The organism is Mycolicibacterium peregrinum, from assembly GCF_001665625.1.
Taxonomy (GTDB): domain Bacteria; phylum Actinomycetota; class Actinomycetes; order Mycobacteriales; family Mycobacteriaceae; genus Mycobacterium; species Mycobacterium peregrinum_B.
On sequence record NZ_LZSY01000180.1, the window covers coordinates 41,880 to 55,244 of the forward strand.

At 65.8% G+C, this 13,365-nt stretch carries 13 protein-coding genes; 7 read left to right on the forward strand and 6 right to left on the reverse strand.

Annotation, left to right across the window (positions count from 1 at the left end):
- The first annotated feature begins 43 nt into the window (after positions 1-43).
- Positions 44-916 (forward strand): acyl-CoA thioesterase II, encoded by an 873-nt coding sequence (locus A5779_RS29345; RefSeq protein WP_064887231.1) that lies wholly within the window; start codon positions 44-46, stop codon positions 914-916.
- 6 nt (positions 917-922) lie between these two features.
- Here the strand turns inward: A5779_RS29345 and A5779_RS29350 are convergent, their stop codons facing one another.
- The 6 genes from A5779_RS29350 to A5779_RS29375 all read right to left on the reverse strand — a co-directional run bounded on the left by A5779_RS29350 (position 923) and on the right by A5779_RS29375 (position 7,842).
- Positions 923-1,471: a DUF4190 domain-containing protein gene (locus A5779_RS29350; protein ID WP_064887232.1), complete on the reverse strand. Its 549-nt coding sequence runs from the start codon at positions 1,469-1,471 to the stop codon at positions 923-925.
- 10 nt (positions 1,472-1,481) lie between these two features.
- A complete protein-coding gene (locus A5779_RS29355) occupies positions 1,482-3,014 on the reverse strand; it encodes an ATP-binding cassette domain-containing protein (protein ID WP_064887264.1) in 1,533 nt (510 codons plus the stop codon).
- Positions 3,001-4,530: a thiol reductant ABC exporter subunit CydD gene (cydD, locus tag A5779_RS29360; RefSeq protein ID WP_236734916.1), complete on the reverse strand. Its 1,530-nt coding sequence runs from the start codon at positions 4,528-4,530 to the stop codon at positions 3,001-3,003. The genes A5779_RS29355 and cydD overlap by 14 nt, the downstream gene beginning before the upstream one ends.
- 74 nt (positions 4,531-4,604) lie before the next feature.
- Entirely contained in the window at positions 4,605-5,645 is a 1,041-nt protein-coding gene (gene cydB / locus A5779_RS29365) for a cytochrome d ubiquinol oxidase subunit II (protein WP_064887233.1), read from the reverse strand.
- A 15-nt stretch (positions 5,646-5,660) separates the two neighbouring features.
- On the reverse strand, positions 5,661-7,166 hold the full coding sequence (locus A5779_RS29370; protein ID WP_064887234.1) for a cytochrome ubiquinol oxidase subunit I: 1,506 nt from the start codon (positions 7,164-7,166) through the stop codon (positions 5,661-5,663).
- Between the two features lie 85 nt (positions 7,167-7,251).
- Positions 7,252-7,842, reverse strand: a complete 591-nt coding sequence (locus tag A5779_RS29375; protein ID WP_064887235.1) for an HdeD family acid-resistance protein — start codon at positions 7,840-7,842, stop codon at positions 7,252-7,254.
- A 207-nt stretch (positions 7,843-8,049) separates the two neighbouring features.
- On the opposite strand from A5779_RS29375, the gene A5779_RS29380 reads away from it, so the two are divergent.
- The 6 genes from A5779_RS29380 to A5779_RS29405 are packed head-to-tail and all read left to right on the forward strand — an operon-like array spanning position 8,050 to position 13,350.
- Positions 8,050-8,937 carry an ABC transporter substrate-binding protein gene (locus A5779_RS29380; protein ID WP_064887236.1) on the forward strand — a complete coding sequence of 296 codons (888 nt, stop codon included), beginning with the start codon at positions 8,050-8,052 and terminating at the stop codon, positions 8,935-8,937.
- Positions 8,938-8,944: 7 nt separating this feature from the next.
- Positions 8,945-9,850, forward strand: coding sequence for an amino acid ABC transporter permease (locus A5779_RS29385; RefSeq protein WP_064887237.1), 906 nt, complete (start codon positions 8,945-8,947; stop codon positions 9,848-9,850).
- 17 nt (positions 9,851-9,867) lie between these two features.
- Positions 9,868-10,620 (forward strand): amino acid ABC transporter ATP-binding protein, encoded by a 753-nt coding sequence (locus A5779_RS29390; RefSeq protein ID WP_064887265.1) that lies wholly within the window; start codon positions 9,868-9,870, stop codon positions 10,618-10,620.
- 10 nt (positions 10,621-10,630) lie between these two features.
- Positions 10,631-11,482, forward strand: a complete 852-nt coding sequence (locus A5779_RS29395) for a sulfurtransferase (RefSeq protein ID WP_064887238.1) — start codon at positions 10,631-10,633, stop codon at positions 11,480-11,482.
- A gap of 60 nt (positions 11,483-11,542) precedes the next feature.
- A complete protein-coding gene (gene macS, locus A5779_RS29400; RefSeq protein ID WP_064887239.1) occupies positions 11,543-12,697 on the forward strand; it encodes a MacS family sensor histidine kinase in 1,155 nt (384 codons plus the stop codon).
- Positions 12,697-13,350, forward strand: a complete 654-nt coding sequence (locus A5779_RS29405; RefSeq protein ID WP_064887240.1) for a response regulator — start codon at positions 12,697-12,699, stop codon at positions 13,348-13,350. Before macS ends, A5779_RS29405 begins: the two co-directional genes overlap by 1 nt.
- Positions 13,351-13,365: the final 15 nt, after the last annotated feature.

Here is a 13,365-nt window from a genome sequence, read left to right on the forward strand (position 1 = left end):
TCGCCTGCCGACCAGCGCCGCCAAAGATCTCGAAAGGCATTCCTTGACACACCCGGATTTCGAGGAGCTGCTGGCTGTTCTCGATCTGAATCGCGTCGATGACAACCTGTTCATCGGCTCGCATCCGAGCAAGAACCCGGTGCGCACCTTCGGCGGCCAGATGATCGCGCAGGCGTTTGTCGCAGGCGGGCGCACGCTGGAACACAAGCTCGCGCCGAGTGCGCTGAATGCGCACTTCATCGCCGGTGGCGATCCGGAAAAGGATCTGGAGTTCCATGTAGTGCGGCTGCGCGACGAGCGCCGGTTCGCCAACCGCCGGGTGGATGTCATGCAGGACGGGAACCTGCTGACCTCGGTGATGCTGTCTTACATGAACGCCGGCCGGGGGCTCGAGCACAGCGTGCCGGCTCCGGAGGTTCCGCATCCGGACACGCTGCCCAAGATCGATGAATTGCTGCGCGGCTATGAGAAAACGGTGCCGTTGTTCGTCGAGGCGTTACGCCCGATCGAATGGCGGTACACCAACGATCCGTCCTGGGTGATGCGGAAAAAGGGCGGCAAGCTCGAGCACAACCGGGTGTGGCTGAAGACGGAGGGCACCATGCCCTCCGATCCCGTACTGCACGGTGCGGCCCTGGTGTACTCCTCCGATACCACCGTGCTCGATTCGATCATCACCACGCATGGGTTGTCCTGGGGTTTTGACCGGATCTTCGCGGTGACGATGAACCACTCCGTGTGGTTTCACCGGCCGGTCAAGTTCGACGAGTGGGTGCTGTACTCGACCACGTCGCCGGTGGCGGCCGAATCCCGAGGCCTGGGCACCGGTCACTTTTTCGACGCAGCGGGCCATCTGGTCGCGACGGTGGTCCAGGAGGGAATCGTCAAGTACTTCCCCGGTGCCGCCACGACGTGAGTCGGTTCAGCGGGTAGAGGTCGGCGTGTCGCCGAAGGAATCCTCGATCCGCCGTTCGAACTCCTTCTCGCACCGCTGCTGTGCGACGGTATCGTCGCCGGCCCGCTGCATGCAGTGCACGTAGTCCCGGCCACCGACATCGTCGAACCATCGTTGGCCGAAGTACACCCAGATTCCGACGAACACCAGAGAGACCACACAGGCGATGGCGCCGAGCGCGACTCCGGCCGTGGCGACGCCACCATTGGTGGCTTCGCCACGTTGGCTGCGCCCACGACCGAGAAATCCGAGGATCAGTGCGACGATGCCGAATATCAGTCCACCGATCACCGTCCATGTCAGCAGCAACGCGAAGATGGCCAGGATGAGCGCGGCGAGGCCGAGTCCGTTGGCGGGCCCACGCGGGCTGGGCTGCATCGGGTATCCGCCGTACGGCGGCGGGTACGGCCCGGGATACGCACCGGGGGGCGGCCCGTAGGGATATCCCGACGGAGGGAGAGGCCCGGTCGGCTGCGGCTCCTCCGACCCGGATGGGTTGGATCGCTCGTCGGTCATGTCTGCGAGGCTACCCGTCGGTGATGGTGCCCGGTTGCGGACAGCGGACGACGGGGCAGGCGAGCGTGTCCGGCAGATGGTGGGTGGCGACGACGACGGTCTGGTCTGGGGCGAACCAGTCACCCGGAGTGAGGATTTCGGTCAGGATCCGTTGGCTGTCGGCGGCGTCGAGGTTCTCGGTGGGCTCATCGAGCAGGACGACAGAGAAATCGGACACCAGCACTCGCGCCAGCAGCAACCGGCGTCGCTGACCGGCCGACAACGCGGTGTGACCGCCTTCGAGCACGGTCGACAAGCCATCGGGCAGGCCGTCCAACCATTCGGTGAGACCGACACGGTCGATCGCTGACAGCAATTCGGTGTCGGTGACATCCCCGCGGACCACGAGAAGGTTGTCCCGCACCGTGGTCTCGAAAATGTGTGCATCTTCGGCGAAAAACGCTGCACGTCCGGGTGTTTCATCGAGTCGCTCGGCCAGCGCCATCAACAGCGTCGTCTTTCCCGAGCCGCTCGGCCCGACGACGGCCAGTCGGCCCCCGTCGGGCAGGTCGACCGAAGGTGCCGTGGGACGTCGGCGGGCCAGGGGATCGCCCTCGGTGAGCTCGAGCAGACGGCGTGCGGCGATGCGGGACTTCGTGAGCCCGACGGCAGCGTCGGGCAGGGCGGTAGTGGCCTCGAAAGCCGACAAGGGCAACAACATCAGGATGGCCAAGGTGGTCGGCGCGGTCGTGGGGGCCAGTGCGATGCCTGCGATGACCGCACCCAGGATGCTGGCACCAATGGCGATGCTGGGCATCGCGGCGGCCAGCGCTGCCGGGGCGGCCGCGCGGTCAGCGGCGTGGCCCCAGTCGCGGTGGTGGCGCTCCGCGGTGGCGATGACATCGTCGAGGCGCCCGCTCACCCGCAACTCCGGCGCGTACTCCAGGGCCAACATCGTTGCGGAGTCGCGGTCACCACGGTGTTGGACAGCAACGGATTCCGCGGCGGCCACGGAGCGGGCGGTGAGTGCCGGGGCCACCACGCCGGCGATCAGCAGGCACAGCGTCAGCACCACCGCGGCGCCGGGGGAGATGAGCGCGATGACACCGACCGCCACCGCGCTGAGCACTGTGGCCACCACGATCGGCAGCACAGACCGCACTACGACGTCGGCCAGTTCATCGACGGAACTGCCGACCCGGGACACCAACTCCCCGCTCGGAAGCCGCATCGCGTCGTCGTCGGGGCCGGTTGCGAGCCTGCGGTACAAGCCGGTGCGGGCGTTGGCCGCGGACCTCAGTGCCGTGTCGTGGGCGGCCAGGCGCTGGCAGTAGCCGAGCACACCGCGGGAGATACCCAGCGCACGCACTGCGACGACGGCGACCGAGAGGTCCAGGATCGGGGGCATCTGCCAGGCCCTCGTGATCAACCACGCCGAGATGCCCGCCAGGGCCAGCGCGCTGCCCAGCGAGAGCACTCCGAGGCCGCCGGCCAGGATCAGCCGGCTCAGCCGGGGCCGCAGCAGGTCCAGTGTCAGTCGCAGCAGCGGATCACGTCGAAACATGCGCCGCACCAATCGTGATCACCTCGTCGCCGATCGCCACCACCGGATCCCGGTGGCCGACCACGACGACTGTGGCACCTGCGCGGGCCCGGGCGACGATCGCCTGCAACACCCGATGTTCCAGCGCGGAATCGAGGTGGGCGGTGGGCTCATCGAGAAGCAGCACCCGTGCCGAGGCCCCGAGTGCCCGGGCAAGGCCCAACCGCTGTCGTTGTCCCAGTGACAATCCGACTCCGGTGCGGCCGATCCTCGTCTCCAGTCCGTCGGGAAGGTCGTTCAGCACGTCGTCGAAGCCGGAATCGCGGCAGGCGCGGGCCAGGTCGGTCAGTGGTCCGAGCAGCTCAAGGTTTTCTCGGACCGTTCCCGGGATCAGCACGGGCCGGTGTGGCAGCCAGGCGATGCTGTGCCACCACGCCGTCATGTCCAGGTCACCGACATCCACTCCATCGATCCGCACGGGCCCGGACGGAAGCGGGGCCAAACCGAGAATGGCTTGTAGTGCAGTCGATTTTCCCGCTCCGTTGGGGCCGGTGAGCACGATGACCCGGCCCGGCTCGATGGTTGGCCCCAGACCCTCCAACTCGATCGCCGGAGCGGAGTCCGCCACGCGCACCGCACCTTCGGCGGGTTGGTGCGTCTCGCAGAGCTTGAACGCTTGTTCCGCGGCGGTCTTACCGTCCTGGGCCGCGTGAAAGGCCGCGCCGACACGGCGCAGTGGCCAGAACACCTCGGGAGCCAGCAACAGGGCGGTCAGGCCCGCGGACAGGTCCATCTCGCCGTAGACCAGCCGTAGGCCGACGCTGACTGCCACCAGCGCCACGCCCAGGGTGGCCAGCAGTTCGAGCACCAATGAGGACAGGAACGCAATCCGTAGGGTTGCCATGGCCGAGCGTCGGTGCGCGGCAGCCAGTTCAGTGATGCGCTGGGCCGAGCCGGCGGCCCGGCCCACGGCGCGCAGGGTGGGGATCCCTGCCACGAGGTCGAGCAGTCGGGCCTGCAGGGTCGTCATCGCGGCCAGTGCGGCGGCCGACCGGTCGGCCGTGACGAGGCCGATCAGAATCATGAACACCGGGATGAGCGGCAGCGCGATCACCACGATCGCCGCGGACTGAAGGTCGTAACAGGCCATCACGATCACCGCCACCGGTGTCAGGACGGCGGCCTGTATCACCGCGGGCAGGTAGCCGGTCAAGTACGGTCGTAGACCATCCAGGCCGCGGGTCACCACTGCGGCTGCGGCATCGCGCTCGGCCGCCAATTGCCTTGGCGGGGCCGAGGTTACCGAGCGCAGCACCTGGCTGGACAATTCCCCGATCACCGCGGTGGCACCGCGCTGCGACAGCCGGCCCTGAAGCCAGTGTGCGGCCGCGCGCAGGATCCACAGCGCACACAGTGCCACCAGCGCACTGCCGTGGCCGGCCGCTGAACCGGGGTCGACGATGATGGCGGCCACGATGTGTGCCAGCACCACCGCTGCGGCGATGGTGCTGGCGCTGATGGTCACGCCGCAGATCACCGCCGCCAGCAGGTAGCGCCGTAACCCCGTCGTAGCGCCGGCGGCCCCGCGGATACCGAGCGCGCGCCAGAGATTCAGACCGACCGCCGAGACAGTCCGATGGGGGCGGGGATACGGTCTGCCGAAATCCGCTTGCGGAACACCCAGTAGGTCCAGCCCTGGTACACCAACACCAGAGGCAGCAGCGTCAACGACGCCCAGGTCATGATCTTCAGCGTGTACGGGGTGGAGGAGCCGTTGTAGATGGTCACGCCCCACTCCGAGCTCAGCGTGGACGGCAGGAGGTACGGGTACATCGCACCGAACAGCAGGACGACGACGGCGGCCACGACCACCACGGTGGCGACGAAGGCCCAGCCTTCCCGCGACCGAGACCACATCAATGCCACCGAGATCAGCAGTGCGACCACCGCGACCGCCAGGGCCGCCCAGGTCCATGGCTTGCCGTGGGCCAGCTGTGTCCACAGACCGAAGCCGCCGGCCAGCAGGATCACGGGCAGGGTCAGTATCCGGGCGAACCGGAACGCGTCGTCGCGTATGGGGCCGGCGGTTTTCAATGCGATGAACACCGAACCGTAGAACGCGAACAGCGATGCGGTCGCGAGCCCGCCGAGCACCGTGTAGGCGTTGAGCACGTCGCCGACCCCGGCGTGCACCCGATGGTTGGCGTCAATCGGCAAGCCGCGCACCAGGATTGCGAAAGCGACACCCCACAGTATGGCGGGCAGCCACGATCCCACGGCGATGCCGAGGTCGGCGTATTTGCGCCACTTGGTGTCGTCGATCTTGCCGCGCCACTCGATGCCCACGATGCGCAGGATCATCCCGAACAGGATCGCCAGCAGCGGCAGGTACAGCGCGGAGAACAGCGTCGCATACCAGTTGGGGAATGCCGCGAACATGGCTGCGCCCGCGGTGATCAGCCACACCTCGTTGGCGTCCCACACCGGTCCGATGGTGTTCAGCACGGCTCGTCTGCGGCTTTCCGGATCGCCTTCGCCCGCGCTGCCGAGCGGGGCCATCAGCATCCCGACACCGAAGTCGAAGCCTTCCAGAACCACGAATCCGAGGAACAGGACGGCGATGAGTATGAACCAGAGTTCTTGGAGTCCCATCTGAGATCAGTCCTCTCAGTACGCGAAAGACAGCGGGGCGGATTCGTCCTCGTCTGGAGGCGTCGGCGGTGCCGGCTCGGAATCGTGTTCCTGTGGCCCTTCGGTCACATAGCGGCGCAGCAGCCAGAACCAGACGACCGCGAGCACGCCGTAGAGGAGGGTGAAGACCGCGAGTGAGAAGAACACCGTGCCGGCCGCATGGTCAGACACGCCCTGTTGCACCGTCAGCCGAACCATCTGGTCACCGGTTGGATTGGGCACCACCACCCAGGGCTGCCGGCCCATCTCGGTGAAGACCCAGCCGGCGGAATTGGCCAGGAAGGGTGTGGGCAGGGTGATCAGCGCGAAGATGCCGTACCACCGTTGGTCGGGGAGCCGTCGGCGGCGGGTCAGCCACAGCGTCAGCAGGGCGAACGCCAGTGGCACCACCATGAGGCCGATCATCGCCCGGAACGACCAGTAGGTGACGAAGAGATTCGGCCGGTAATCGCCGGGCCCGAACCGTGATTCGTACTGTTTTTGGAGGTCGTTGACGCCCTCCAGGGTGACGCCGCTGAATTTGCCCTCGGCAAGGAAGGGCAGCACGTAGGGCACCTCGATCACGTGGGTCACGCTGGCGCAGTTGTTGTGCGTACCCACGGTCAGGACCGAGAAGTCCGGGTCTGTCTGCGTGTCGCACAGGGATTCGGCCGAGGCCATCTTCATCGGCTGTTGCACGAACATCAACTTGCCTTGAATGTCACCGGTGAAGAAGATCACGGCGACTGCGGCCAGTGCCACGAGGCTGCCGAGAATCGTTGCGGGTCGGTACATTCCAGCGGAATCGTCGGCGGCCGCGGCGTCGGATGCCTCCGTGGACTCGGCAGCCGCCTTGTCGGCGTTTGTCCTGCGCCGATCACGCACCATCAGCCACGCGCTCACGGCCGCGACGAAGGTGCCCGCGGTGAGCAGCGACCCGGCGACGACATGCAGGAACGCCCAGATAGCGGTGTTGTTGCTGAGCAGGGCGCCGAAGTCGATGAGCTCAGCCCGCCCGCTCTCCGGGTTGTACTTCGCCCCGACCGGGTGCTGCATGAACGAGTTGGCGGCGATGATGAAGAACGCCGACGCGTTGACCGCAAAGGCGACCATCCAGATGCAGAACAGATGAACGGCACGCGGCAGTCGCGTCCAGCCGAAGATCCACAGACCGATGAACGTGGACTCGACGAAGAACGCGACCAGGCCCTCGAAGGCCAGCGGTGCGCCGAAGATGTCGCCGACGAAACGCGAGTATTCGCTCCAGTTCATGCCGAACTGGAATTCCTGCACGATGCCGGTGGCCACACCGATCGCGAAGTTGATCAGAAACAGCTTGCCGAAGAATCGCGTGAGGCGATACCAGCTGTCGTTACCGGTGAACACCCATGCGGTTTGCATGACGGCGATCAACGGCGCCAACCCAATGGTCAGCGGTACGAATATGAAGTGGTAGACGGTGGTGATTCCGAACTGCCACCGCGATACGTCCAAAGCGTCCATCTGGCCCTACTTCCGAGGTCTCAGACCAATCTACGACGGAGTGTAGTAGAAGGTCGCGGGCCAGGCGCCGACCGTGACCGGTGTCTTACGTCACCGGAGGCGCCTGGTGTGAGATTGCCGCGTGGAGTTTCTTGGCCTCGCTACGGATTGCGAAGGCGGAGATCACCTCGAATACGCCGACGACGATGAGGATGATGCCGGTGACCTGAGCGAGGGCGACCAGCCCCTCCATGGGGGCGACGAACATGATGATGCCGGCGATCACGCTGATGATGCCGATGATGATCTCCCAGACCCGCCCGGGCAGCGAGGGATCGCCGATGGCCGACATCGTCGTTGCGACACCGCGGAAGATGAACCCGACACCGATCCAGATCGCCAGCAGTTCGAACGAATTCTGCAGGCTGACGAAACAGAGCACGGCCAGCACGAGTGCCGCGGCGCCACCGATGAACAGCAATACCCGCCCACCGACCGAGGACCGGATGCTGAACGCCAGGACGAGCTGCGAGATACCGGTGATCAACAGGTAGGCGGCGAAGAAGATCGCGGCAACCAGAATGGTGATCCCGGGCCAGACCAACGCCAGGACGCCGAGGATGACGGCGAGAATTCCCGAAACCAGCGTCGATTTCCACAGATGTGGCAACAAGCTTGGGGCAGCAGTGGTTTCCATGCAGGCAGTTTGACACAAACGTAGATGTAGATCGCGGTTTTTGCGTTACGGCTGTGGTGTCGCAGCCTGGTAGTTAAGGTTCCGTTACCGGCGCTGCATCCCCGGCCCGCGGCCGTTAACCTCTTCGTTTTGGAACAGCCCGACCGCAGCCGAAGACAGAGAAATGAGGCAACCGTGACAGTTGGATGTCGTCCCCGACGAAGCAAGATGTGGCGTTTCGCGGTGGTGGTCGCCGCCAGCGGCGCACTCGCGATGTCGGGCTGCGCGAACAACACCGAATCCGGTGGGTCGGAAACCAAATCGACGACGGCGGCAAAGGTTGAAAAAGTCGACTCGATAGCCAATTCGGTGCCCGAGCCGATCAAGTCGAGCGGCAAGCTGGTCATCGGGACGGACCCGACGTACCCGCCCAACGAATTCAAAGATCCCGCGGGCAAGATCATCGGCTTCGATGTCGATTTGATGAATGCGATCGCCGCCACTCTGGGCCTCACCCCGGAGTACCGGGCGTCCCTGTTCGACAAGATCATCCCGTCGGTGCAGGGCGGGAACTACAACGTCGGTATGTCGTCGTTCACCGACTCGAAGAAGCGTGAAGAGCAGGTTGACTTCGTGACCTACTTCAATGCGGGTTCATCGTGGGCGCAGAAGGTCGGTGCCGGGATCAACCCCGACGATGCCTGCGGTTTGAAGATCGCAGTGCAGACGGCAACGGTGCAGGACACCGAGGAAATGCCGGCCCGTAGCAAGAAGTGTGTCGCCGCGGGCAAGCCCGCCATCAACGTCATCAAGTTCGACGACCAGACCGCCGCCACCAGCGCGGTGATGCTCGGCCAAGCCGACGCCATGTCGGCGGATTCGCCGGTGACGGCGTATGCGATCAAGCAGAGCAACGGGAAACTCGAAGCCGCAGGGGATATCTTCGACTCGGCTCCGTACGGCTGGGCGGTCCAGAAGGGTTCGCCGCTGGCAGCGTCGCTGCAACAGGCGCTTCAGCACCTGATCGACAACGGTGCGTACAAGCAGGTGGCCACGAACTGGGGCGCGGAGAAGGGGATGATCGAGAAGCCGGTCATCAACGGTGCGACCAGCTGAGCCGCCGATGAGTGATGAATCCTCGCCGGCCGCCATCGACGCCGTCCCGCTGAGACATCCATGGCGTTGGGTGGCGGCGATCCTCATCCTCGTCCTGATCGGGCTGTTCCTTTGGGGCGCTGCGACCAACGAGGCGTACGGGTGGGAGACGTACGGCAAGTACCTCTTCGATCAACGCATCTCGCAAGCTGCCTGGAACACGCTGCAACTGACCATCTATTCGATGATCCTGGCGCTCGTGCTGGGTGTGCTCCTCGCGGTGATGCGGTTGTCACCGAATCCGGTACTCAAAGCGGTGTCCTGGACCTACCTGTGGATCTTCCGCGGCACCCCGATCTATGTTCAGTTGGTGCTGTGGGGCCTGGTCCCGGTGATCTACAGGAACATTCAGATCGGCGTCCCGTTCGGCCCGAAGCTTTTCGAGTTCACTCTGTCTGACCCGAATGTGTTCTGGCTGGCGGTTCTCGGCCTGGGTCTCAACGAGGCCGCGTATATGGCGGAGATCATCCGGGCGGGCATCAACTCAGTGCCCGAAGGGCAGACGGAAGCCTCGGTGGCGCTTGGCATGTCATGGACCATGACGATGCGACGTACGGTGCTTCCCCAGGCCATGCGGGTCATCATCCCGCCGACCGGCAACGAGTTCATCAGCATGCTGAAGACGACCTCGCTGGTCACCGCGATCCCGTACAGCTTCGAGTTGTACGGCCGCTCAAAAGATATCGGCGTGGATCTGTTTCAGCCGGTCCCGCTGCTGCTGGTGGCGTCCACCTGGTATCTGGCGATCACCAGCATTCTGATGGTCGGGCAGTACTACCTCGAGCGGCACTACGCACGTGGTGCGTCGCGCAAGTTGACCTCCAAGCAGCTGCAGGCCCTGGCCAACGCCCAGATGGGAGAGCCACATCCATGACCGCCGCCGCCGAACCGATGGTGCGGGCCGAGAGTGTCTGCAAGAACTTCGGTGCCCTGCACGTCCTGAAGGGCGTCACGTTGGACGTCAGCAGGGGTGAGGTGTTGTGCATGGTCGGGCCGTCGGGCTCGGGCAAGTCGACGTTCCTGCGGTGTATCAACCATCTCGAGCAGGTCAACGCGGGCCGCCTCTACGTCGACGGGGAGCTGATCGGGTATCGCGAACGGGGCGGCAAGCTGCACGAGATGGCTCCGCGGGACGCCGCCCGGCAGCGCCGGGACATCGGCATGGTGTTCCAGCACTTCAACCTGTTCCCGCACCGCACTGCCTTGGAGAACATCATCGAGGCGCCCATGCGCGTCAAGCGGGTGAAGAAGGACGCCGCGCTGGCCCGCGCCAAGGATCTGCTCGACCAGGTGGGTTTGGCCGCCAAGGCCGACGCTTATCCCGCACAGCTGTCTGGTGGGCAGCAGCAGCGGGTGGCCATTGCCCGGGCGCTGGCGATGAATCCGAAGCTGATGCTGTTCGACGAGCCGACCTCGGCGCTGGATCCCGAGCTCGTCGGGGAGGTCCTGGCGGTGATCAAGAAACTTGCCGGCGAGGGCATGACCATGGTCGTGGTCACGCACGAGATGGGTTTCGCCCGGGAGGTCGCCGACAAGTTGGTGTTCATGGACGGCGGCGTCATCGTGGAGAGCGGAAATCCCCGCGAGGTGATGGCCAACCCCAAACATGAACGCACAAAGGAGTTTCTGTCGAAGGTGATGTAGCGTCGACTGTGTGGCTTCCACACGTGAAGACGTCTTCGTCACGGCCGGTGACCTTCGCGAGCGCATCGCCTCCGGGGGTCCCGTCACCGTGCTGGACGTGCGATGGTCGCTGGCCGAGCCCGACGGTGAACAGGCCTATCTGAGCGGCCATCTGCCCGCCGCGGTCTATGTCTCGCTGGATGGGGAGCTGACGGACCACCGCGTCGCCGGTCGGGGTCGCCATCCGCTGCCGTCCGGATCCGACCTGCAGGCGGCAGCGCGTCGTTGGGGCGTGCGCAAGGGGGTGCCCACCGTGGTCTACGACGACTGGAACCGCGCCGGGTCTGCCCGGGCCTGGTGGGTGCTGACCGCGGCCGGCATCGACGACGTCCGCATTCTCGACGGTGGCCTGGCTGCCTGGACAGCGGCTGGCGGGGCGCTACAGAGCGGCCCGGTCACGCCGGCGCCCGGTGACATCGACGTCGTCCATGGCGATCTGTATCGCGGTGCCCGGCGCACTCTCACCGCAGAAGAGGCGGGGTCCGGGATCGGTGTGCTGATTGACGCTCGGGCACCCGAGCGGTTCCGCGGGGACGTCGAGCCCGTCGACCCAGTGGCCGGGCACATCCCCGGGGCGGTCAATCTGCCGAGTACCCAGTTCCTTTCCTCAGACGGCACATTGGCTGCGGACGCCCAACTGCAGGCGTTGCTCGCAGATCACTCAGCCGCGGGCGCGGACATCGGTGCCTACTGTGGCTCCGGGGTCACCGCGGCGCTCGCGGTGGCCGGGATGGCTGCCGCCGGGGTGGATGCGGCGCTGTATCCCGGGTCATGGTCGGAGTGGGCGTCGGATCCGGCGCGCCCCGTGGCCCGGGGCGAGTAGCAGCGCCGACGCGCGACATCGGTGCTCCGCGGCGCCGGTCGGCGACTTTATGCTGAGCCAATGCAGCGCAGCCCGGACCCGGTCACCCCGTTGTGGCGTGCCGCCCAGATCTTCCGGTTGCTGAGTTGCCTGTACGCGCTGGGTTTTCAGATCGCGATCAACGATGACCTGACCAGTCCGGTGGTGGCCGGCGGGCTGTGTGCGGTGCTGATCGTGTGGAGCGTTGTGTGTGCGATTGCCTACCTGCAGGGGTTCGGCCGTCGTCCGTCGTGGGTGATTGCGGAGGTCGTGGTCGTTCTTGCCCTCATGCTCTCGACCGAACTGGTGGCGTCCGAGCACTGGATCGCGGACAACCAGTCCTGGCCCACCACGTTGTGGGCGACGAACGCCACCATTTCGGCGGCCCTGCAATTCGGCCCGGTCGGAGGGATGGGAGCCGGACTGGCGGTGATGGCCGCCGCCGCCGCGTTGAAGGGCTACGTCAGCATCAATCTCGGGCGCAACGCCACCATCGTCATCGAACTGGCCGTGGGCCTCGCGGTAGGGATGGCTGCGCAGACCGCACGCCGGGCTCATGCCGAGTTGGAGCGTGCGGTGCGGTTGGCGGCGTCGCTGGAGGAACGGGAACGGTTGTCCCGGCGGGTGCACGACGGCGCCATTCAGGTGTTGGCGCTGGTTTCGCGGCGGGGTCGCGAAATCGGTGGAGAGACAGCTCAATTGGCCGAACTGGCCGGGGAGCAGGAGCGTGCGTTGCGCAGGTTGGTCAGCGCACCCGATCCGGAGGTTCACACCGGCGGGGTCACCGACATCGGCGCGCTTCTACGGTCCAGGGCCTCTGATCGAATTTCGGTCAGTCTGCCGGCCGAACCCGTGCTGCTGGACCACGATGCCGCGCACGAATTGTTCGCTGCCGCAGGCAATGCCTTGGACAACGCCGCCGCACACGCCGGACCTGACGCCCGGGTTTTCGTGCTGCTTGAGGATCTCGGCGAATCGGTGACGGTGAGTATTCGCGACGACGGGATCGGTATCGGCGACGGACGACTGGCCGAAGCGGTCCGCGAAGGTCATGTCGGTATCTCGAAATCGATTGTGGGACGCATGGATTGGCTGGGCGGTCAGGCGCAGCTGAACACCGCACCCGGATGTGGCACGGAATGGGAGCTCACGCTGCCCCGCTCCTCGGGCCGTGACTCCGTCGAGAAGGGACAGTGATGACCGAGACCGCACTGAAGGTGATGGTCGTCGATGACCACCCGATCTGGCGCGACGCGGTGGCACGCGACCTCGCCGACGAGGGATTCGATGTAGTGGCCACCGCCGATGGGGTGGCTTCGGCGCGGAGACGGGCCGGGGTGGTACTGCCTGACGTGGTGGTGATGGACATGAGCCTTTCCGACGGCAGTGGCGCCACGGCCACCGCGGAGGTGCTCACCGTGTCGCCGTCGTCGCGGGTGCTGGTGCTTTCGGCCTCGGACGAGCGCGATGACGTTCTTGAGGCGGTGAAAGCGGGGGCCACCGGTTATCTGGTGAAGAGCGCGTCGAAAGCCGAACTGACCGCGGCGGTACGGGCCACCGCGGAGGGGCGCGCAGTGTTCACCCCAGGGTTGGCCGGACTGGTGCTCGGTGAGTACCGGCGTATCGCCCAACGCCCGGAGGACGGCCCGGCCACGCCCAGCCTGACCGAGCGGGAGACCGAGGTGCTGCGATTTGTGGCAAAGGGATTGACGGCCAAGCAGATTGCGACGCGACTGTCCCTGAGTCACCGCACGGTGGAGAATCACGTCCAGGCGACGTTCCGTAAGTTGCAGGTCGCCAACCGCGTCGAATTGGCCCGCTACGCCATCGAACACGGCCTCGACACGTAGTCCTACTCATCCGGG